The 21,159-nt window shown below is 64.4% G+C and carries 15 protein-coding genes; all 15 read left to right on the top strand.

The features are described 5' to 3' along the window. The first annotated feature begins 19 nt into the window (after positions 1 to 19). The 15 genes from VVR85_RS07620 to holA all read left to right on the top strand — a co-directional run bounded on the left by VVR85_RS07620 (position 20) and on the right by holA (position 21,130). The gene (locus VVR85_RS07620; protein ID WP_368520337.1) at positions 20 to 1,426 is read left to right on the top strand and encodes a hypothetical protein; all 1,407 of its coding nucleotides are present in this window, start codon (positions 20 to 22) and stop codon (positions 1,424 to 1,426) included. Positions 1,427 to 1,493: 67 nt separating this feature from the next. Then, positions 1,494 to 7,505, top strand: coding sequence for a DUF5979 domain-containing protein (locus tag VVR85_RS07615; protein WP_368520336.1), 6,012 nt, complete (start codon positions 1,494 to 1,496; stop codon positions 7,503 to 7,505). Between the two features lie 20 nt (positions 7,506 to 7,525). Beyond that, positions 7,526 to 8,413, top strand: coding sequence for a class C sortase (locus VVR85_RS07610; RefSeq protein WP_035107383.1), 888 nt, complete (start codon positions 7,526 to 7,528; stop codon positions 8,411 to 8,413). Between the two features lie 52 nt (positions 8,414 to 8,465). Beyond that, positions 8,466 to 9,995, top strand: coding sequence for a GTPase ObgE (gene obgE, locus VVR85_RS07605; RefSeq protein ID WP_368520335.1), 1,530 nt, complete (start codon positions 8,466 to 8,468; stop codon positions 9,993 to 9,995). Between the two features lie 108 nt (positions 9,996 to 10,103). Then, the gene (gene proB, locus VVR85_RS07600; RefSeq protein WP_368520334.1) at positions 10,104 to 11,360 is read left to right on the top strand and encodes a glutamate 5-kinase; all 1,257 of its coding nucleotides are present in this window, start codon (positions 10,104 to 10,106) and stop codon (positions 11,358 to 11,360) included. A gap of 65 nt (positions 11,361 to 11,425) precedes the next feature. Further along, a complete protein-coding gene (locus VVR85_RS07595; RefSeq protein WP_368520333.1) occupies positions 11,426 to 12,361 on the top strand; it encodes a D-isomer specific 2-hydroxyacid dehydrogenase family protein in 936 nt (311 codons plus the stop codon). 3 nt (positions 12,362 to 12,364) lie between these two features. Beyond that, positions 12,365 to 13,291 (top strand): D-isomer specific 2-hydroxyacid dehydrogenase family protein, encoded by a 927-nt coding sequence (locus VVR85_RS07590; RefSeq protein WP_368520332.1) that lies wholly within the window; start codon positions 12,365 to 12,367, stop codon positions 13,289 to 13,291. A 94-nt stretch (positions 13,292 to 13,385) separates the two neighbouring features. Then, positions 13,386 to 14,684 (top strand): glutamate-5-semialdehyde dehydrogenase, encoded by a 1,299-nt coding sequence (locus VVR85_RS07585; RefSeq protein WP_368520331.1) that lies wholly within the window; start codon positions 13,386 to 13,388, stop codon positions 14,682 to 14,684. Between the two features lie 22 nt (positions 14,685 to 14,706). Continuing rightward, on the top strand, positions 14,707 to 15,318 hold the full coding sequence (nadD, locus tag VVR85_RS07580; RefSeq protein WP_368520330.1) for a nicotinate-nucleotide adenylyltransferase: 612 nt from the start codon (positions 14,707 to 14,709) through the stop codon (positions 15,316 to 15,318). Between the two features lie 100 nt (positions 15,319 to 15,418). Further along, positions 15,419 to 15,889, top strand: a complete 471-nt coding sequence (gene rsfS / locus VVR85_RS07575; protein WP_368520329.1) for a ribosome silencing factor — start codon at positions 15,419 to 15,421, stop codon at positions 15,887 to 15,889. Positions 15,890 to 15,903: 14 nt separating this feature from the next. After that, positions 15,904 to 16,602 (top strand): histidine phosphatase family protein, encoded by a 699-nt coding sequence (locus VVR85_RS07570; protein WP_368520328.1) that lies wholly within the window; start codon positions 15,904 to 15,906, stop codon positions 16,600 to 16,602. Continuing rightward, complete coding sequence (locus VVR85_RS07565; RefSeq protein WP_368520327.1) at positions 16,602 to 17,486, top strand: DegV family protein; 885 nt, start codon at positions 16,602 to 16,604, stop codon at positions 17,484 to 17,486. Before VVR85_RS07570 ends, VVR85_RS07565 begins: the two co-directional genes overlap by 1 nt. Positions 17,487 to 17,656: 170 nt before the next feature. Beyond that, on the top strand, positions 17,657 to 18,439 hold the full coding sequence (locus VVR85_RS07560; protein WP_368520326.1) for a ComEA family DNA-binding protein: 783 nt from the start codon (positions 17,657 to 17,659) through the stop codon (positions 18,437 to 18,439). Positions 18,440 to 18,453: 14 nt separating this feature from the next. Then, positions 18,454 to 20,151, top strand: a complete 1,698-nt coding sequence (locus VVR85_RS07555) for a ComEC/Rec2 family competence protein (RefSeq protein ID WP_368520325.1) — start codon at positions 18,454 to 18,456, stop codon at positions 20,149 to 20,151. A 1-nt stretch (position 20,152) separates the two neighbouring features. Beyond that, positions 20,153 to 21,130 (top strand): DNA polymerase III subunit delta, encoded by a 978-nt coding sequence (gene holA / locus VVR85_RS07550; RefSeq protein ID WP_368520324.1) that lies wholly within the window; start codon positions 20,153 to 20,155, stop codon positions 21,128 to 21,130. The last annotated feature ends 29 nt before the right edge of the window (positions 21,131 to 21,159 follow it).

Genomic DNA, 21,159 nt, shown 5'->3' with positions numbered 1-21,159 from the left:
CAAGAAAAGGTACAAAGACATGGTGATGAAGCACGCAGAGCGCCGAGGACTACTCGGGTTGTTTCTGGCGTTCGCTGTAGCGTGCCTGTGTGTGGTTCCGGTGGGCAATTCGCCGGCTGCGAATGCACAGGAGACAGGGTCGCTGCGCATCACTAAGGAAGCCGGTAAGGGTTTTAATCCGGCTGTGGACACTGCTTACTTCCAGGCCCGACAGTTGATTGGGTTGAAAGAGACGGACATCGAAAAGCTGGGGGAGTTGTCCCAGCGTCGCCCGGAGCTGCTGACTGCTGAGCCAGGCTACGAGCTGGGCCCGGAGCATGAGGCAGCCACCAACGCCTCGGGCGTGGCGCTGATAAATGGTCTGCCTGCCGGTGCTTATCAGGTCACTGAGGTGGCCAAGCACCGCGGCAACTATTCGTCGGAAGAATCCGCGCCTTTCCTGATGTATGTCACTGCCGGTGCAGTTACTGAGGTCAAAGCCAAGCCGCAGGCATTGTCGGTGAGCAAAGAAGCGCTTATCGATGCCGCCCGCCCCGGCGACGAAGTGCCTTTCAAGGTGAGTGCCAACGTCCCGCGCGTGGATGTCGATGGGCGTCTGCACCAGTACGTTTTCTTCGATGGTTTGGAACCGCGTTTAGCGTTTGAGGCTATTCGCAACGCCGTGATCCGCAATGCGGCCGGTGAGATTCATGCGGCCGGTGAGATTCGCTTGGACCCGAATACGGACTTCCAGGTTCGCCAGGTCGGCAACACCGTGGTGATGTCGCTGACGCAAGCCGGCCTGGACAAGCTGGCTGCGGCACGCGCTGGTCACCCGGAGACCATGGTTGAGTTCGACCTCCTTACGCGCCTGCGCCCGGACGCAACCGGGTCGGCGCCGCTGCGCAATGCCATTAACTTCGCCCCGGATGGTTACTGCATCCCGGACCAAGACATTGCCGATGCCGCCTACACCCGCGATGAGCTTTCTTGCACTGAAGCACACTCTCCGGAGCACTCCGAAGCGGTGACCGTGTTGGTACTGCCAGAAGATTCCGACGGCGGATCCAGCAAGGGTGATCCCTGGTGGGTCATCGTTTTGGGCGCTCTTGGTTTGGGCGCGCTGGTAGGCAGCAGTGATGGATCCTCTGATGGCTCCTCTGGTTCCTCGGAACCAGGTGCCGAAGGTGAGGTGCCTGGCGATGGCTCCACCACCCCTGGCCAGCCAGGTTCTACCGAAGACGGTCAAGTCCCGGGCGAGGCAGGGGAGACGTCGCACAGCGATGGCTCTGATGCCCAGTCCACTCCAGCCCAACTGGCACGAACCGGTGCCGCAGTGATCGGCATCGTGGTTATTGGTCTGCTCGCAGTGCTGCTCGGCATTTGGCTGATGCGACGCAAGACCGACGAAGACGAGGAAGAGGTGGACGCAGCCGATGCCAAGTAAATCTTCCACCTTTATCTTCTTGCCCCAGAACCTTTCACATACGAGGAGAACGACGATGTCCCATAGAATGCAATTACGCCGCGTGATGGCGATGTTTATCACGCTGCTAGTTGTGTTTACCGTCGCGGTATCGCCAATCTCACCGATCAATCAAGCGGTGACCCCGGAGGCCGACGCGCAGACTTCCCGCAATTGGTCTACCAGTGACACCGCCTTCAAGGATTGTTCCTTCCGCCGCGGCACCGCCGAAGCCGGCCCATATGCGAACCAGTTGTGCTGGTTGGATATGAAGGGCTTGCTTAACGGCCTGGGTACGACGCCTAAGCCCATGACGAAGGACTTGGGGCGCTACGAACTTAGCTTTGACGTGAATCTGCTCGACGAGAACAACAACTACCGTGACTGGACTCGTTGGTACACCGATACTGAGCGCCTGTCGGTCTCGAAGGACCGCATGGGTAATTCCGTTTTTGGTGGAAGCGATGGAACCACCGATTACTTCACTCCGTATGCTGACGATACGGTTTCGCCGATAGTGAGCTTTACCGGTGATACCACCGCAATAGACCGCGACCAGATGGCGAAATTCCAATTCCGTAACATCCGTCTGCTGGATAAGGCTACTGGTCAATATGTGAACAACTATCGCATCACTGCTGCCGATGCCCAGATGACCCGCAACCCGTGGGGTGCCAACGCGGAGGCGGTCTCTATGCACGTTCCAAGCGGTGGCCAGAGTATGCGCGCGCTGACGCGTTTTACCCCAAACGGATACCGTCCAGCCTGTGACCCTGCCCGGGATGGCCGTAACGTCTTTGGCCCGGGGGAAGAGGAGTACTACCTCGAAGGTGCTCTGGCGAATGTGAATTTCTTCTGTCGCGAATTCGCTGGCGGGAATACCGGTAGCTACCTCGTTGGTGGCGATGGTGTTAGGAACCTGGATGTTGGTCTGTTCTCCCGTAAGGACATTCAGGCATTTGCACTGTCAATCAATATGGGGCGTATGACCGGTGGCGTGAACCCCGTGGATACTTCCATGGAGCGTGCCGCAACGAACCAGGCAACGCAGTTTGAATTCTCGATGGCGATGCGCCAGGGCGGTACTGATACTCCGGTTCCATGGCAGGGCCAGGGTACGTACACCCAGGCAGTTCGTCAGATGGATCCTGCAGATCCCGTAGGCCGCAATGCAAGCGACTCGATGGTCTTTAAGTCCACCGCTACGGGTGCACAAAAGAACAAAGCCCTGCTGCGTTATACCCCAGAGTGGCGTTGCAACCTCGGTGGCAGCAATAGTAGCAATTTCACTATCCGTGAAGGACAGGTGCCCGCAGGATTTAGCCTGAATAACAACGTGGCGGCGGGTACATCTGAGGTTGTTTATCAGAACCCGCAGTCGCGTCCGACCTCTTGTGTGGTGACTTGGGTTCCGAAGTTTAAGCCATCCTCGCTGACTATGCGTAAGAACGTCACGGGTACCGCTCAAAACTTCAACGATGTGGAGAATCGTCGTTTCGATCTGGGCTACGAGTGCAAGGTGTCGCAAGACTATGCCGCTGCTTATGACGCGATTGAAGCCAAAGATACTCGCCGGGTGGCTTCCGGCGGTAGCTTCACCGTTGCCGGTCTGCCTGCTGGTACCGAGTGCACTCTGACCGAGGGCTTTGCTGGTCAACCACGTGTAGTGGAAGGCAAGCAGTTGACCACGCAGTGGACAGGCACAGGAGTGCAAACACTGTCGGGGACAGATTTGCCGACGGCGAAGATTACGCTGCGCGAGGGTGCCAACAATGCGGTTGGTACGAATGATGTCGCTATTGAGAACAAGTATGACTACCGCCCGGGCACGGTGACTATTAACAAGCACATCCGTGGTGAGGCCGTTAGTGACTTGGGAAGTCCGCGTGAATACCAGTTTGAGCTGGCTTGTGAGGCAACCGATTACTCGCAGATTGCCACGCTGAATGCCACGGGTAGTGGGGATAACCTGGACGGTTCGTTGACCTTTGAAGACGTGCCGGTCGCGCGTGATTGTTCGCTGCGACCACTGTCGGGTCTGTCGAATACGGAAGGCCAGACGATCTTGTTCGAAGGCCGCGATGTGACCGTTAATGGTCAAGCGACCGAGGCTGAAGAAGATGGCTCCTACACGGTGCGTCTACCGGATTACCCGGCAGGTGGCACGCCAACCTCGAGCAACGTCGAGATTCAGGCAAACTACGCCTACAAGACTCGTGACGTTGCCATTGTGAAGGAATTGGCTGGTCCGGCAGCTGGTCTGATGGACAACGACGCTACCTACCCGGTGCGTTATCGCTGTGAGGTGCCAGGGGATAGCTCGAGCCTGCGCGAAGGTCAGATGAACATCACCACTAACTCGGATGAACCTGAGGTCATCCCGGAGGTGCGTGTGCAGTCGGAGTGCTTGGTCTACGAGTCGGATACTCCCGAATCTGACAATGTGGAGCTGGACCGCACGACGATTTCTGCTAGCGACCCGAGCGATACCGTCACCACGTTGACCAATGAGGAAGCTCAGACTCAGCCGGTGCTGTCGGTGAATACCTCGACCGCGCCGACGCAGAACCGCGTGACGGTGACCAACCACTACGTCAACCGCTTGGGCACGGTGAATGTGACCAAGCAGGTCACTTCGGAGATTGCCGCAGGACAGCTGCCGAGCACGTTCGAGCTGGCATTCCGCTGCGGTACCCGTTCGGTGGAGGTTTCCGAAAATAACTACCAGTCGGTCGCACTGCAGGGCACGGTGGAGCTCACCAATGGTGGTAGCGCCACCTTGGTGGGTACTGCGGCAAACCCGAGGTTGGAAGCACTGATTAATGACCAAAACGGCAGTCTCGGTGTGCCTTATGGCAACACCTGTACTTTCACCGAGACCACCCCGCAGGTTGGCTCTGGCATTTTGTGGAGCACCGACGCCGGTGAAATCGATGCCGTTGTTGACTCCGAGCAGGAAAACGTCACCGTCAACAACACCTTTAATGCCGCTGGTAATGGTGTGACCGTCAACCAGCAGCAAACTGGTGTGACGGAGATGTACGAGCCAATCGATTACACGATCCGCTGTACGGATGAGTCCGGCTTGCCGCTGGACCTGGGCCAGTACGCCAACTTCACCCTCGGCGGTGGCGTTAACAGCGTCGAGATACCCGCCGGCGTGATCCTGGAAGGCAGCGAGTGCTCGCTCGAAGAGCAAGGCCGCGATTCGGGTACTCGTACCGATAATGGCGACACCTTCGAGATTGACCGTGATGTCACTGCCACGGTGGATGGTGAAGCTTCCAACTTCGAAGATGAAGCACCGATTGAAGTTTCTAACTTCACTGTCGGTGAGCAGACTGTGGTCTCGATTGCGGCGAACTATGACTACGTCGATCGTCCGGTGAACGTGACCAAGAACGTGCAGTTCGACCCGGCCACCGCGCAGTACATTTCCCAGGTGCGCAAGGACGTGAAGTACAACCGCAAGTTCAACATGACGTTGATTTGTACGGTGCCGTACTCCGATACCCCGCTGAGCTTGGGTGGTGTGGTCAGCTCCCCGCAGTCGAATGACCCGGCATCGCAGCGCCTGGAGTTCGACAACATTCCCGATGGTGCGAACTGTACTGCCACCGAAGGTGCAACCACTGCTGCTGAAGGCATTGACTTCACCCAGGAAGTTGCTGCTGGTGGCAACCGCGGTAACAGGACCGTCGACTTTGTAGTCGGCACAAACAATGACGTGGAGTTGATTAACACCTACTCCCGTCGTCTGGCAGACGTGCAGGTCAACAAGATTGCTAATGCCCCGATTGATATTGAAGGCGCACTTCCGGAGAAGTCGAAGGAAGAGATTTACTACACCCACAACTTCAACCTGGTGTGCCGTGACCCAGAAGGTGACGCCAATGGCAGCGGCAACCTGCCGGTTATTCCTACACAGACCATCACTGGCCCTGGAACGACCACGTTTACCAACGTGCCAGTGGGTGCTGAGTGCGACATCACCGGTGATCAGTTTGGTCAGTTGGACCTAACGAAGGATGATCCGTCTGGCCGTACGCTGGAGACGTTGCTGAAGCCGAACCAGGTTATTTGGCAGTTGCGTCGTGACGACCAGTCAGCATTCACGGATACGGATCTCGATGATGGTGAGACGACTTCACCGAAGATGACCGTGGATGACAATGTGGGTTCCGGCGGCGACGGTAACGTCGTGGACCTGACCAACTACTACCAGTTCGTCCCCACGCAGATGCAGATGACGAAGAAGGTCAACGCCAGCGACAACGCATGGCAGAAGCTGCAGGAAGCAGATACCTCCTTCCGCTTTGCTTACCAGTGCCAGGGTGTTGGCTACTCGCTATCGAATGTGGGCCTTCCAGGATCTGTAGGGGTTACTGAGGACGGTAACTTCGACAATGCGGATCGTCGCTTTACCAGTGACACTGTTCAGATTCCTGCCGGTGCATGGTGCACCATGCAGGAGCTGGAGCCGGAGAACAAGCCAGCTGCGCTGGATTGGGAAGCTGACGAAACTGAGATTTCCAAGCAGGTCGGACGTGCCGAAGATGACGTTGAGTCCTATGACTTCGTCAACAACTTCGACCAGCGCACCGTTCCGGTTCGCTTGGCTGCGTTGCAGGATGGCTACATCGCTGGTGCGGAGGATGCTTCCTACAACTTCAACATCCGTTGTACTGATGAAGAAGGCACGACCCTGACTGAGAACTTCACTGTTGGTCAGGCATACTCGTCGGCGACCGTGGCTGACGATGCCCCACCAATTAGCAACCGCGTCGTCCAGCTTCCGGTGGGCGCGGACTGCACCTTGGACTTGAATGATTCGTCGGCACTCGCTGCCCGCCCGCATTTGGAGGTCACCAATGGTGCGCGTACGCCTTACGTGGCCTTCGGTAAGTGGGTCGGCGGTGTCGCCGAAGAGGACAACCCGGATACCAAGCTGGTCGACCTGAAGGCAGATCAGGTGGGGCAGAACCTCAAGAACTACTCTTACGACTTCAGCGTCAGCGATGAGCTGGTATCGGCTAATGGTGCACCTGTGATGACGATTGCTGCTGAGGCAATGCACCTGCGCGCCAAGGTGGATGTCAGCTTCAAAAAGACGTCAGAAGGTGCTGCTGGTGAGGGACGACAGTTCCACTTCAGTACTACCTGTGGATCGGACTTCAACCTGACTGCCAACCAGACGCAGCTGCTTCGCGACATCGAAGTCGACCGCGATTGCTTCATCCAAGAGCGTCCTATCCTGACGGGAGATACTGAGGAAGGCGCCGAAGAAATCAATGCTGTCGCCAGTGTGGAAAGCGCTGGTGCGAACTTAGGCGACTCGACGGCGGGCAATCTGACTGCCACTGAGGATGGGCGCCTAGGTGCGGCATTCTGGAACTTTGGTGTGCAGCCAGTGGGCAACGCCAGTGACACTAGTCGTTCGGGCCCGCCGTGGACCCTGGTGGCGAAGAACTCCTTCCCAGGCTTTGAGTTAGACAAGCACATCGAAGGTGCGCCGATTAGTGCGGTTACCGGTGCGGTGGCTGATACGGCGGTGCTGCCTGATGAGGCAGAGACCATGCGCTTTAACTACACCGTTCGAAACAATGGTGCAGTTCTTGCCGGGGAGTTCAGCATCCGCGAGCCGGAACTGGCTGGCTACACGGTCCGCGATGCCGCCGGTGGCGAGTATGTCATCGATGACAACGGCACTATCCCGGCTGAAGTGTGCAACCTCAACGATGGTGGCGAGTTGCCCAAGGGTGAAGAGCGCACCTGTTCCTTCGATGTGGTGATTAACGCCCCAACCGATGAGTCCTATAGCTACCGCGGTACTGCGGTAGTCACGGGTACGGCTGCGGGTGCGACCTTCACCGCGGAAGATACTTATGGTGCGTTCCGCCTGAGCGCGGCTCTGGGCTTCCTGCTGCCGGATACCGGTATGCAAACTCTGGTCTGGGTGCTGCTTATTGCACTGCTAGTGTTGGGCCTGGGACTGTGGTCTTACCTGCGCAATCGCAATGAGGAAGACGAAGAGCTGGCTGCACAGACCAGCGAGCAGTAATCGAGAAACCAGGATGGTTGATGGCTAATTCCACGAAGGTGCAGCGTCCGCCGCGCAAGCGGCGGCGCTCACTGTGGCTGATTCTGGCCGGCATTCTGCTTCTGCTGTACCCGATCGTCGCCACGCAGATTAACGACTACAACCTGCAAAAACAGGCAGAGTTGTACGAGGATTCGGTGCGCCAGATTGACCCGCCGAGCCAGCGCGAGCAGTACCTGCGCGAGGCAGAGGAGTACAACGAGTGGCTGGCCGGCCAGGGCCACCACGCGTACCCGCCGTTACCAGGTTCACCAGGCTATGAGCGCTACATGCAGACCCTGGATGCGCCGGAGACCCACGGTGTGATTGCGCGTCTGCGCATTCCTTCCATTGAGGTTGACCTGCCCGTTTATCACACCACGGCACCAGACGTGCTTTACGATGGCGCCGGGCACATGTTTGGCTCCTCCCTTCCTGTAGGCGGCGAGGGCAACAATGCAGTGTTGTCAGCGCATACCGGCATGGTGGATGCCTCCATGTTTGATAATTTGCCGCGGCTCAAAGATGGCGAAATTGTCAGCATCGAAGTCATGGGCCGGGTGCTGCACTACAAGGTCACCGGCCGCGAGGTCGTCGCCCCGGATGACTACGAGGCGGTCGAATACGTCGAAGGCGAAGACCGCCTGACGTTGATTACGTGTACGCCTTATGGCATCAACACCGATCGCCTGCTGGTACACGCAGAGCGCGTGTACCTCGGCAACGAACTTGACGATGGCGGTTGGGTACCGAAGCTGTCCTGGTGGATGATCGCCGCACTCATCGTCATCGCGTTGGTGCTGTTGATTGTCGCCTGGAACGAATACCGCCGGAAGCGCCGTGCCCGTGCGGCGAAGGAGGCCCGCGAGGCTTCGGAGGAAGCCGAATAGGCTGCTAGACTGGGGCCTTCACGTTTTAGATTTTTGCGGAGGAATTTCTACCATGGCTCGTTTTATTGACCGCGTCGTGCTGCACTTGCAGGCAGGCGACGGTGGGCACGGCTGCGTGTCCGTCCACCGCGAAAAGTTCAAGCCGCTCGGCGGCCCGGACGGCGGCAACGGCGGCCACGGCGGGGACATCGTCCTGGAGGTCTCCAACCAGATCCACACGTTGATGGACTTCCACTACCGCCCGCACATCAAGGCCGAGCGTGGCGGCAACGGCGCGGGCGATAACCGCAACGGCGCCCGCGGCAAGGACCTGGTGCTGGAGGTGCCCGCCGGCACCGTCGTCCAGGACACCAAGGGCCGCGTGCTGGCGGATCTCACGGTCCCGGGCACGCGCTTCATCGCGGCCGAGGGTGGCTACGGCGGCCTGGGCAACGCTGCGCTGGCTACCGCCCAGCGCAAGGCCCCGGGATTTGCCCTGCAGGGTGAGCCGGGGCAGGCGCACGACCTGGTCCTGGAGCTGAAGTCCATGGCCGATGTCGGGCTGGTCGGCTTCCCCTCGGCCGGCAAGTCCTCGCTGATTTCGGTGCTTTCCGCCGCCAAGCCGAAGATCGGTGACTACCCGTTTACCACCCTGCAGCCCAACCTGGGCGTGGTGGACATGGGGGATTCCTCCTTCACCATCGCGGACGTGCCGGGGCTTATCCCGGGCGCGTCCCAGGGCAAGGGGTTGGGCCTGGACTTCCTGCGCCACATCGAGCGCACCGCGGTGCTGGTCCACATCGTGGACACGGCCAGCATCGAGCCCGGCCGCGATCCGGTCTCGGACATTGAGGCGCTGGAAAACGAGCTGGCCCAGTACAAGTCCGTGCTCGACGAGGACACGGGCCTGGGCGATCTGCGCGACCGCCCGCGGCTTATCGTCCTCAACAAAGCCGACGTGCCCGAGGCCGCGGAGCTGGCGGAATTCGTCAAGGAGGACCTGGAAAAGCAGTTCGGCTGGCCGGTATTTATCATCTCCGCGGTGGCCCGCAAGGGCCTGGATCCGCTGAAGTACGCCCTGATGGAAGCGGTGGACAAGGCCCGCCGCGAGCGGCCGAAGAAGAAGGCCGATCCGAATCACACGGTCATCCGCCCCAAGGCGGTTGGCCCCCGCACTGGCGGTTCCTTCGCCCAGTTCACGGTCGAAAAAGACCCGGAGGTCGAGGGCGGTTTCATCGTCGAGGGCGACAAGATCGAGCGCTGGATTACCCAGACCGACTTCGAAAACGAAGAGGCTGTGGGCTACCTGGCCGACCGCCTGGCCAAGGCCGGTGTGGAAGACCAGCTGCGCAAGGCCGGAGCCGTCGAGGGCGCTCCGGTGACCATCGGCGGCATCACCTTCGAGTGGGAGCCGATGACCGCCGGGGATCCGACCCTGGCCGGCCGCGGCCACGACGCCCGCCTGCAGGGCACCTCGCGCGTATCTGCCGCCGAGCGCAAGCGCGCCTCCCAGGCCCGCCGCGGGCTTATCGACGAATACGACTACGGCCAGGACGAAGAAGTCACCCGCGAGGGCGCCAACCGCGACCGCTGGCAGGGCTAGCCAATGCCCTTTTTTTCGCCAGCGCGGGGGCTGTGCTGACGCGGCGAGGTGGGCCAAAAGTAGGTAAGGCCTGCACACCGGCGCGGTAGGTTTGTATGATCGGTGGGCATGACTGCGCAATCGGACAATCACAGTACTTCTGCCGACCAGCCTTCCCGGCCCCTGCCGCTGGAACCGTATGCGGACCAAGCTCCGGAGACTCCCTTCCCGGATCCGGCGCCGCAAGCCGACGAGTCCCTGGCGATGGGGCACGAATCCCAGCTGCGCGAGGAGATCGCCAAGGCCAAGCGCGTGGTGGTCAAAATCGGTTCTTCCTCTCTAACGGGCGATGATTTCTCGGTCGCCCCGGAAAAGATCGACCGGATCGTCGACGCCATCCAGGCCCGCATGGAGGTCTCCGACGTCATCGTGGTCTCCTCCGGCGCCGTGGCCGCGGGCATGAAGCCGCTCGGGCTGACCCAGCGCCCCACGGACCTGGCCACCAAGCAGGCCGCCGCCGCGGTCGGCCAGGTGCACCTGGCCTACGAGTGGTCGCGGTCTTTCGCTCGCTACGGCCGCACCGTGGGCCAGGTCCTGCTGACGGCTTCCGATGCCGGCAAGCGCGACCGCGCCCGCAACGCCCAGCGCACCATCGAGCGCCTGCGCCACCTGCGCGCCGTGCCGATCGTCAACGAGAACGACACGGTGGCCACCTCCGAGATGCGGTTCGGCGACAACGACCGGCTCTCCGCCCTGGTCGCCCACCTGACCTCGGCGGACGCGCTCTTCCTGCTCTCTGACGTGGACGGGCTCTACGACCGCAACCCGGCGGAGCCGGACGCCCAGTTCGTTGACGAGGTCCGCACCGGCAAGGATCTCAAGGGCGTGGCCGCCGGCGACGGTGGAAAGGTGGGCACCGGCGGTATGGCCTCGAAGGTCTCGGCCGCGCGCCTGGCCGCCCGCGGCGGGGTGCCGGTGCTGCTGACCTCGGCCGATAACATCGGCCCGGCCCTGGAGGATTCCCGCGTCGGGACGGTCTTCCACACCCGCGAGGAACGCCGCCTGTCCGCCTGGAAGTTCTGGGCGCTGTACTCGGCGGACTCCGGCGGAACCCTGCGCTTGGACGCCGGCGCGGAAGAGGCCGTCACCCGCGGCGGCAACTCCCTGCTCGCGGTCGGTATCACCGACGTGGACGGCGAGTTCCGCGCCGGGGAGATCGTGGACATCGTTGGGCCGGAGTCCAAGGTCATCGGCCGCGGTGAGGTCAACTTCGACTCGAGTACGCTGCGCGAAATCATGGGCCGGCACACCGACGAGCTGCCGGTGGAGATGCAGCGCGCCGTCGTCCACGCGGACTACCTGTCCAACTACGCCTCCCGCCTCTAAGGCGGCGGCGAAAAGAATGCGCAAGGCGCCAGCGCGGGCTGGCGCCGTCGCGTAGCGTGGGGCCCATGAAGTACTTTATGGGCCCCTATATTTGGGAAGAGACGGTCGCCGATATCGACGCCGCCGGCCATGAGCGCGTCGACCGGCTGGAGGACGCGGAAGCGTATATCAACACCTCGCCGAACCCCGCCAAGATTCCGCAGATGCCCGACAACATCGGCTTTGTCCAGCACTGCTTCACCGGGGTGGAGGGCCTTATCGAGGCCGGGGTGATTAGTGAGGGCGGGCTGCGCTGGGCGAATTCGGCCGGCGCCTTTGCCACCCCGGTCGCCGAATCCGCGCTGGGGCTGCTACTCTCCCAGGCCCACCAGCACAAGGCCTTCGCCCTGGCCGCGGACTGGAGCGTGGCCGGCGAGCTGGACAAGCAGCAGGCGTGGCTCTACAGCCCGGCCGGCCGCGACCCAAAGACGGTGGTGGTGCTGGGCGCCGGCGGCATCGGCAAGCGCCTGATTGAGATGCTCGCCCCGTTCGGCATGCACGTTATCGCCGTGAACAATTCGGGCCGCGAGGTCGCCGGCGCGGGCGAGACCTTCGCCCTCAGGGAATCCGAGCAGGTCTGGGGCCGCGCCGATTTCGTCGTGAACATCCTGCCGCTGACGCAGGAGACCAAGGGGCTTATCGATGCCTCCTTCTTCGCTCGCCTCAAGCCCAGCGCTATCTTCATCAACGTCGGCCGCGGGGACACCGTGGTCACCGACGACTTGGTGCAGGCGCTGCAGGACGGCACCATCGCCGGCGCCGGCCTCGAGGTCGTGGACCCGGAGCCGCTGCCGGACGGGCACCCGCTCTACGCGCTGCCGAACTGCACGATGACCCCGCACATCGCGGCCTCCCAGCGGGTGGCGCGCTTCCACATGGGCCCGGTCTTCGACGCGAACGCCCGGGCCTTTGCCGCCGGCGAGCGCATGCCCACCGAAGTCAACCCGGAAGCAGGTTATTAAGCCATGAAATACGTGATGCACCCGCAGCGCTGGGAGGCGGCCCAGGCCGCCTTCGACGAGGCCGGTTTCACCCAGCTGGGCATGGACCAGCTAGGCGAGGCGGACTTCCTGTTCTTCACCGGCGGCGCCGAGGAGCTGCCGGATAGCCTGCCGGAATCCCTCGGCTTCGTGCAGCTGCCGTTTGCGGGCGTGGACGCGCTGCTGCCGCAGATGCGCGAGCTGACCCGCACTTGCGGCACGCGTTGGTCGAACGCGGCCGGGCTCTACGATGAAACCGTGGCCGAATCCGCCATCGCCCTGCTGCTGGCGCAGCTGCACGCCCACCGCCGCGTGGGGGATAGCTGGGGCAACCGCGACGAGGTGGAGGCGCACACCTCCTTCCTCTTCGAGGACAGCACGGTCGCCATCGTCGGCGCCGGGGGCATCGGCAAGCGGCTGATCGAGATGCTGCGCGGTTTCGGCCCAAAGATCATCGCGGTCAACCGCAGCGGCAAGGACGTGCCGGGCGCGGACCGCACCATCCCGACCGATCAGCTGGAGAAGGTCTGGCCGGCGGCCGACTACTTCGTTCTCCTGCTGCCGCTGACCGATGAAACCCACCACGTGGTGGATAGCCACGCCCTGGAACTGATGCCGGAGCACGCCGTGGTCATCAACGTTGGCCGCGGGCCCCTGGTGGACACGGATGCGCTGGTTAAGGCCCTGCGCGAGGGGTCCATCGCCGGCGCCGGCCTGGACGTGACCAACCCGGAACCGCTGCCGGACGGGCACCCGCTGTGGGAGATGCCGCAGGTGGTCATCACCCCGCACGTGGCCAACCCGCCGTATTCGGTCAAAAAGCGCAGCGGCGCCCACACCGTCGAGGTGGCCCGGGCCTTCGCCCACGACGGCAGCCTGCCCACCGAGGTCGACGTGGACGCCGGTTATTAACGCCGCGGATAACGGCGCGGAGGCGACAGCCTCCGTGTGACCCAGTGCATCAATCCGGGGGATGAGCGGGCGGGGGTTACGTACACTGGGACGCATGACTCAATCTACGGATGAACTGAGCCCAGAACGCCAAGCCGAGCGCGACGAGGTGCTGACCAAGGCCCGCGCGGCCAAGGAGGTCGCCGCGCAGATCGCGCAGCTGACCACCCCGCAGAAGAACGAGATCCTGCGGCAGGCGGCGAAGGACTTGGTCGCGGCCACCGAGGAGATCCTCGCGGCCAACCAGAAGGACATCGACGCCGGCCGCGAGGCGGGCATGTCGGATTCGCTCATCGACCGCCTGAGCCTGGACGCCGACCGGGTCGCCGGCATCGCCGACGGCCTCAACCAGGTGGCCGGCCTGCAAGACCCGGTGGGGGAGGTGGTGCAGGGCCGCACCATGGATAACGGCATCCAGATGCGCCAGATCCGCGTGCCGCTCGGTGTCATGGGCATGGTCTACGAGGCCCGCCCGAACGTCACCGTCGACGCCTTCGGCCTGGCATTGAAGTCCGGCAACGTGCCGCTGCTGCGCGGCTCGAAGTCGGCGCGCAACTCGAACGAGAAGCTGGTGGAGATCCTGCAGTCCACCCTGGAGGGCGCGGGCCTGCCGCGCGCCGGGGTCCAGCTGCTGCCGTGCACCACCCGCGACTCGGTCCAGGACCTGATTACCGCCCGCGGCCTGGTCGACCTGGTCATCCCGCGCGGGGGCGCCGGCCTGATTAACGCCGTGGTCACCGGCGCGACCGTGCCGACCATCGAGACCGGCACCGGCAACTGCCACTTCTACGTGGACGCCTCCGCGGACCTGGACAAGGCCATCGACATGGTCATCAACGGCAAGACCCGGCGGACCTCGGTGTGTAACTCCACCGAGTGCGTGCTGGTCGATGCCGCCCTGCCGGCCGCCGACCAGCTCCGCGTCATCCAGGCCCTCCAGGACGCCGGGGTGGCCATCCACGGCGACACCGAAGAGCTAGCCGCCCTCGGCGTCGAGGGCGCGGTGCAGGCCAGCGAGGAAGACTGGGCGGAAGAATCCCTCTCGATGGATATCTGCGCCAAGGTCGTCGACGGTGTAGGCGGGGCCATCGAGCACATCCGCCGCTATTCCACCGGCCACACCGAGGCCATCGCGGCCCAGGACGCGGACGTCCTGCTGCGCTTTGCCAACGAGGTGGACGCCGCCGCGGTCATGCTCAACGCCTCGACCGCCTTTACCGACGGCGAGGTCTACGGCATGGGTGCGGAGATCGGCATCTCCACGCAGAAGCTGCACGCGCGCGGGCCCATGGCCCTGCCGGAGCTGACCTCCACCAAGTGGGTGCTGCAGGGCAACGGCCACACCCGCCCCTAGCCGGGACGTATACTCATCATCCATGAGCAACCGTATAGGGATTATGGGTGGGACCTTCGATCCCATCCACCACGGCCACTTGGTGGCCGCGAGCGAGGTAGCGCACCGCTTCCAGCTGGACCAGGTGGTCTTCGTGCCCACCGGCCAGCCCTGGCAGAAGGCGGACCGGCAGGTAACCCCCGCCGAGCACCGCTACCTGATGACGGTGGTGGCCACCGCCTCCAACCCGCGGTTTACCGTCTCCCGCGTGGACATCGACCGCGAGGGGCCGACCTATACGATCGACACCCTGCAGGACCTGCGGGAGTACTACCCGGAGTCCGAGCTGTTCTTCATCACCGGCGCGGACGCGCTCAGCTCGATTATGAGCTGGCGGGACTGGGAAAAGATGCTGCAGATGGCCCGGTTCGTCGGCGTGACGCGCCCGGGCTACGAGTTGACCGATAAAATGCTGCCCCGCGAGTCGCGGCAGGGGATAGAGTTGGTGGAGATCCCCGCGATGGCTATTTCCTCCACCGACTGCCGTGAGCGCGCCGCCGCCGGCCGGCCGGTGTGGTATTTGGTCTCGGATGGGGTAGTGCAATATATTGCCAAGAACAATCTCTACCGGATCAACCCCGATCAGCCGCTCTAGCAGCGCGCCGCGAGTAGGAAAATGTCCGAAAACGTGGGACACTAGTATCGATTATTGGTAGAAATTAACGTCTGCAGAATTTGTTAAAGGATTTCCCGCATTGTCTATTACTGACGTAGCCCGGAGCATGGCCGAGGTAGCCGCGCGCGCTGCCCAAGAGAAGCTGGGTGGCAACATCGCCGCTATCGACGTCTCCGACGTGCTGGCGGTCACCGAGGTCTTCGTGATCGCCTCCGCCGATAACGAGCGCCAGGTCCGTTCCATCGTGGACGAGATCGAAGACGAGATGACCGCGGCCGGCTACGAGCCGAAGCGCCGCGAAGGCAATCGGGAAAACCGCTGGGTGCTGCTGGACTACGGCAACGTCGTCGTCCACGTCCAGCGCGAGGGCGAGCGGGACCACTACGGCCTCGACCGCCTCTACCACGACTGCCCGCTGGTGGAAATCCCGGGCGTCGAGGCCCCGCAGCGCCCCGGCCAGTGGGCCGACGAGGTCAACCCGCGCGAGGCGGAATCCGTCGCCGACCTCCCGCTGGCTGACAAGGCCCCGGGCGAACACGAAGAGATCTAGGTAGTCCCCGCATCATGAGCCGCCGCCTGATCCTGATTCGCCACGGACAGACCACCTATAACGCCACGGGCCGCATGCAAGGGCACCTGGATACGGAGCTGTCGGAGACCGGCTACGCCCAAGCCCGGGCAGCCGGCGAGTTGTTGCGCGGGGAAGGCGTGGCCAAGATCGTCGCCTCGGACCTGCGCCGCGCGGCGGAGACCGCCTGCGTCGTGGGCGAGGCCCTGGGGCTGGACTACCAGACCGATCCGCGCCTACGGGAGACCAACCTGGGCAACTGGCAGGGGATGAGCTCCGCTGAGGTGGACGAGCAGTTCCCCGGCGCCCGCGCCCTGTGGCGCCACGATGCCACCTGGGCCCCGCCGGAGGGTGAGTCCCGCGTGCAGGTAGCCGAGCGCGCCCGGCCGGTCATCGACGAACTCATGGAGTCGTTCCACGACTGGAATGACCAGGCGCTGCTGGTGGTGGCCCACGGCGGGGCTATCGCGGCGTTGACCTGCCACCTGCTCGGCCTGGAGCACCGCCAGTACGGCACGCTGTCCGGGCTGAAGAACACCCACTGGGCGCAGCTGACCGCCCGCCCGGTCTTCGACGCGGCACGTCCGCTCGCCCCCGTGCACTTCGATCCCGCCCAGCCGGCTAAGGCCACCTGGTACTTCGATGGCTGGAACATGGGAGGGCGCGTCGTCGGCGACGGCGGGGCTGATATCTAGTGGCGGTACGCGTAGTTACGGATTCTTCGGCCGGGTTGCCCGAGGAGATCGTGGCGGAGCTGGGCATCGGTGTGATCCAGCTCCACGTCATGGACGGCGAGGGCAAGGACGGCACCGAACAGTCCACCGCCGGGGTCAGCGCCATCGAGCTCGCGGCGTTCTACGGCCGCCAGATGGAGCGCGCGGCCTCCGCCGGCGGCGAGGAAGCCGTGCTGGCCATCCACCTGTCGAAGGAACTGTCCTCGACGTATTCTTCCGCCGTGACGGCCTCCGGCGCCTTTGCCGCCGATGCTCTGGCGGTCATCGACTCCGGCTCCACCGGCATGAGCATGGGCGCGGCGGTCATGGCGGCCGCGCGGATGGCGCAAGACGGCGCGGACCTGGCGGAGTGTCGGGCCGCGGCCGAGGACACGCTGGCTCGCTCCAATACCTGGGTCTACCTGTCCAGTACGGACGATCTGCGCCGCTCTGGCCGCATGTCCACCGCCACCGCGATGCTCTCGACCGCGCTGCTGGCCACCAAGCCCATCATGGAGCTCGTCCACGGCAAGGTGGACCTAGTGGGCAAGACCCGCACGCAGACCAAGGCCTTTACCAAGCTGGTGGAGCTGGCCGTCGAGCGCGCCGAGGGCGAGCCAGCCTTCGTGGCCATCCAGCACAACGGCGACGAGGAGGCCGCGGAACGCCTCCAGGACCTGCTAGACGGGGCGCTGCCGGAGGGCTCGTCGTTCATGCTGCTCCCGCTCGGCGGGGTGCTGTCCGTGCACGTCGGCTCCGGCGCCATCGGAGTGTCTGCGGTCTTTGCCACCGAAACCCCGGTTCCGGCCCCGAAGCCGAAGAACCCCTTGGGAACCTTCGCCGCCCGCCACCAGCGCGAGCAATAGCAGCGAAACAGCAATGTAGCCAAGGAGGCCGAAATTTTTCGTGCCTGGATGGGACCATTGCGAGTAACCGATAAAAGGACTTTTATGGTTTCGGGTTAAATTTCGTTTTGTGGCCGGTGTCCTGGGAAAATCCCTTCCCTTTCCGGTGCGGGGACTTTAGTCTCGGCGGCATGAGCGCACCGCATTTGAGCGATAGATTAAGAGAACTGACCCGGCCCACCGGGACCGAGGAACTCATGGACGTCTCCTTCCCGGCTCCCCGGTTTCGCATCCCCGTGGCCCCTGCCGCCGTCCTCGGCGTCGTCCTCATCCTCGGCCTGGTGGTGTGGGTGGGGTGTAGCGCCCTGCGCGACGACCCGGCCGAGGAGGCGCACCTGGCCTGGGAGGAGGGCGGTCCCGAGATCGAGGAATCCAACCTGGCGCTTAGCGCCCACCCCGCCGAGGCCGGCGGGGCGGAGGCAACAACAACTGACCAGGCCGCGCCGACCACCGGCCCGGTGGTGGTCTCCGTGGTGGGCAAGGTCGCCCGGCCCGGTTTGGTCACGCTGGAGCCGGGCGCCCGGGTGGCGGATGCGCTCGCCGCCGCCGGCCCGCTCCCGGAGGCGGACCTGGCGCAAGTCAACCACGCGCAGGTACTCCAGGACGCCCAGCAGATCCACGTGGTCGGCCCCGGCGAGACCCCCGTGGAGCCCGGCGGCCTCCAGGGCGGGGAAGGCGGCAGCGGCGGTGCCAGTACCGACGGCTCCTCGGAAGCCGCCGGAGGGGCGGTGAATATCAACACCGCCAGCGCCAGCGAGCTGCAGACCCTCAGCGGGGTGGGGGAGGTCACCGCCGCGGCCATCGTGGACTACCGCGACAGCATCGGTGGGTTCAGCGCGGTGGACCAGCTGCTGGAGGTCAGTGGGATCGGGCCGGCGAAGTTCGCGCAGCTGGAAGGGCAGGTGACCGTGTGAGGGAGCTGCGCTTAGTGCCCGCGGCCGCCAGCGTCTGGGCGGCCACCCTGGCTGTGGTCCTGGGCTGGCCGCTGGTGGCCCTGGGCGTGGTGGGAGCAGTGGTCGTGGCCGCCGCGCTGCGCCGGCACGTCGGACAGGCGTTGGTCGTGGCGGCAACCGGCGGCGTGGCGCTGGCGGTGGCGCTGGTGCGGCAGGCTCGGGCCGCGAGGTTTTCGCCGACCGGGCGGGTGGAAGGCGAGCTGCAATCGGCTCCGGTGGCCCTGGACAGCGGTGGGTGGCTGCTGCGCCTGGACGTGGACGGGGTGCCGGGAACGGTGCCGGTTTTTAGCGAGTCCCTTCCCACGGTCGACGGGTTTAAAAACCCGCCGGCGGGCACGCGGGTGGCCGTGGAGGGCACTGTGAGTGAATCGAACCGTCCCGGCGTGGTGGAGGTCGTGATAAACGGCGACGCCGCGGCCCTGGCCGCCCCGCAGGGCTGGGCCGGCTGGGCCGCCGGGGTGACCGAGAAGTTCCAGGCCGTGGTGCTGGACACGGTAGGCCCGGCCAGCCAAGGCCTGCTGCCCGGGATGGTCCTGGGGGACGTGGGGTTGCAGGACGCGGCCGAGCGGGCCCTATATATCGAGACCGGCCTGAGCCACCTGTCGGCGGTCTCCGGGGCCAACGTCGTGGTGGTCACCGCGGCGGCGGCCCTCGTGGCGCGCTGGGCGCGGGCCTCGCCGCGCGGGCAGGTGCTGAGCGCGCTCGGGGCGCTGGCCGTCTTCGTGGCTTTGGTGGGCGCGGAGCCTTCCGTGCTGCGCGCGGGAGTGACCGGCCTGGTCGGGCTGTTGGCGGTGGTCAACTCGTCGCGCATGGAACCTGTCCACGGCCTGTGCCTGGCGATCATCGGTCTGCTGTGGTGGGACACGGAGCTGGCGGTCAACTACGGCTTCGCCCTCTCGGTGGCGGCGACGGCGGGGATCGTGGCGCTGCAGCTGGTCTTTTATCGCTGGCTGGCCCCGCTCGGCCTGCCGGACCTTATCACCCGCGCCTTCGCGGTGGCGGTGGCGGCCGATATCGTGACCATCCCTATCGTGGCGCTGATGGCCGGGGAGGTCTCAGTGGTCTCTATCGTGGCGAACGTGGCCGTCGCCCCGGCCACCGCGCCGGTGACGGTGGTGGGGCTGGCGGCCGCCATCGCGGTTAACATCCCGGGGATCGGGACGCCGTTGGCGGGCGTGCTGCTCAAGGTGATAGAGCCGTGCACGTGGTGGATCAATTCCGTGGCGCACGCGGTGCGGGATTTGCCCCTGGCGGTGGTGAGTACCGGCCCGGTGGCGGTCGCGCTGGTCTACGGGTGGGTCGTAGCCGGCTTCCTCTTCCACCGGCCGCGACTGACCGTCACGCTGGTGCTGAGCCTGGCCGCGGTGCTGGGGATTGCGGGGTCGCTGGGGCACGCGCCCGCCTGGCTCCAGGCCCGGGGCGGGGCGCGCGTGCACACCAGCGCCCCGGAAGTTAACCTGGCGGACCTGCGCGCGCACGTGGTGGACACGGACGACGACATCGAGCCGGTCCCGCCCGGCACGCAGGTGATCGTGGTCTTATCCGGCGAAGGCCCCGCGGCGGACCGGCCCACGCGCACGCCGGACTATATCCCGGTGCTCTACCCGGCCCGGGACGGTCCCGTGCGGGTCTATGTGGACGGCACCCAGCACGCGGTGGACGGGAGGTTCTAAGATGAAGGGCATGCCAGCTTCACCGGTCCACCTCATCGTCGGCGACGACGAATTCCTCACCGAACGCGCCCGCCGCACCATCACCAAGCAGGTCGCGGCGGATACCGGACAGACCCCGGAGACGACCACCCTGCGGGCCAGCGAGGTCACCGAAGGCGAACTGGCCGAGGCCACCAGCCCGTCGCTATTCGGCGACAACCGGCTCATCGTGGTCACCGACGCCGAGAAGGTCGGTAAGGAGCTGACCGGTCTGCTGATCAACTGCGCGAAGCAGCTCGCCCCCGGGATGACCCTGGTGGCGGTCTACAGCGTGACGGCCAAGACGCTCAAGAACAAGAAGAAACAGCCCGAGCTGATCACCGCATTCCAGAAGCTGGGGGAGCGCCACGACGCCTTTTCCCTCTACCCGAACGAGCTGGGCCGCTGGGTGACAAAGGAATTCTCCCGGCACAAGGTGCAGCCGACCCCGGACGTGGTCAACGCGGTGCTCCAGGGCGTGGGCTCGGACTTGCGTGAGCTGGCCTCAGCCGTTAGCCAGCTGGTCGCGGACACCGGCGGCAATGTCACCATGCAGGCGGTCCAGGAATACTATTCCGGGGTGGCCGAGGTAGCCAACTGGGATATCGCGGACGCCGCGGTCGCGGGCAAGACCAACACCGCGGTCGCCACCTGTCGGCGCGCGCTGCAGCTGGGCGCTAGCCCGGTGGCCATCGCCAGCGCCCTGGCCAACAAGGTCAGCGCCATCGCCAGGCTGTACTCCGCCCGCGGCGACCAGTATTCCCTGGCTAAGCAGACCGGCCTGAACCCGTACGTGGTCAAGCTGACCCAGCCGGTGGCCCGCCGCTGGTCCGGCCGCGCGGTCACGGAGGCCGTCATCCTCATCGACGAGCTCGACTACGACGTCAAGGGCCAGTCCGGCAAGGACCCGGACTTCGCCGTGGAGTCGGCGGTGCGCCGGATCGCGGAGCTGGCCGGATGAAAACCCGGGCCTAAGGCCGGCCCGCCGGG

The organism is Corynebacterium sp. LK2590, from assembly GCF_040946105.1.
GTDB lineage: Bacteria > Actinomycetota > Actinomycetes > Mycobacteriales > Mycobacteriaceae > Corynebacterium.
The sequence above is the reverse complement of the archived record's forward strand: the minus strand, read 5'-3'. Positions and strand labels throughout refer to the sequence as shown.

Bases quoted from the DNA above. Each gene is read 5' to 3' on its own strand.
- VVR85_RS07620 (WP_368520337.1), top strand. From the start codon at position 20: ATGGTGATGAAGCACGCAGAGCGCCGAGGACTACTCGGGTTGTTTCTG.
- VVR85_RS07615 (WP_368520336.1), top strand. From the start codon at position 1,494: ATGCAATTACGCCGCGTGATGGCGATGTTTATCACGCTGCTAGTTGTG.
- VVR85_RS07610 (WP_035107383.1), top strand. From the start codon at position 7,526: ATGGCTAATTCCACGAAGGTGCAGCGTCCGCCGCGCAAGCGGCGGCGC.
- obgE (WP_368520335.1), top strand. From the start codon at position 8,466: ATGGCTCGTTTTATTGACCGCGTCGTGCTGCACTTGCAGGCAGGCGAC.
- proB (WP_368520334.1), top strand. From the start codon at position 10,104: ATGACTGCGCAATCGGACAATCACAGTACTTCTGCCGACCAGCCTTCC.
- VVR85_RS07595 (WP_368520333.1), top strand. From the start codon at position 11,426: ATGAAGTACTTTATGGGCCCCTATATTTGGGAAGAGACGGTCGCCGAT.
- VVR85_RS07590 (WP_368520332.1), top strand. From the start codon at position 12,365: ATGAAATACGTGATGCACCCGCAGCGCTGGGAGGCGGCCCAGGCCGCC.
- VVR85_RS07585 (WP_368520331.1), top strand. From the start codon at position 13,386: ATGACTCAATCTACGGATGAACTGAGCCCAGAACGCCAAGCCGAGCGC.
- nadD (WP_368520330.1), top strand. From the start codon at position 14,707: ATGAGCAACCGTATAGGGATTATGGGTGGGACCTTCGATCCCATCCAC.
- VVR85_RS07570 (WP_368520328.1), top strand. From the start codon at position 15,904: ATGAGCCGCCGCCTGATCCTGATTCGCCACGGACAGACCACCTATAAC.
- VVR85_RS07560 (WP_368520326.1), top strand. From the start codon at position 17,657: ATGAGCGCACCGCATTTGAGCGATAGATTAAGAGAACTGACCCGGCCC.
- holA (WP_368520324.1), top strand. From the start codon at position 20,153: ATGAAGGGCATGCCAGCTTCACCGGTCCACCTCATCGTCGGCGACGAC.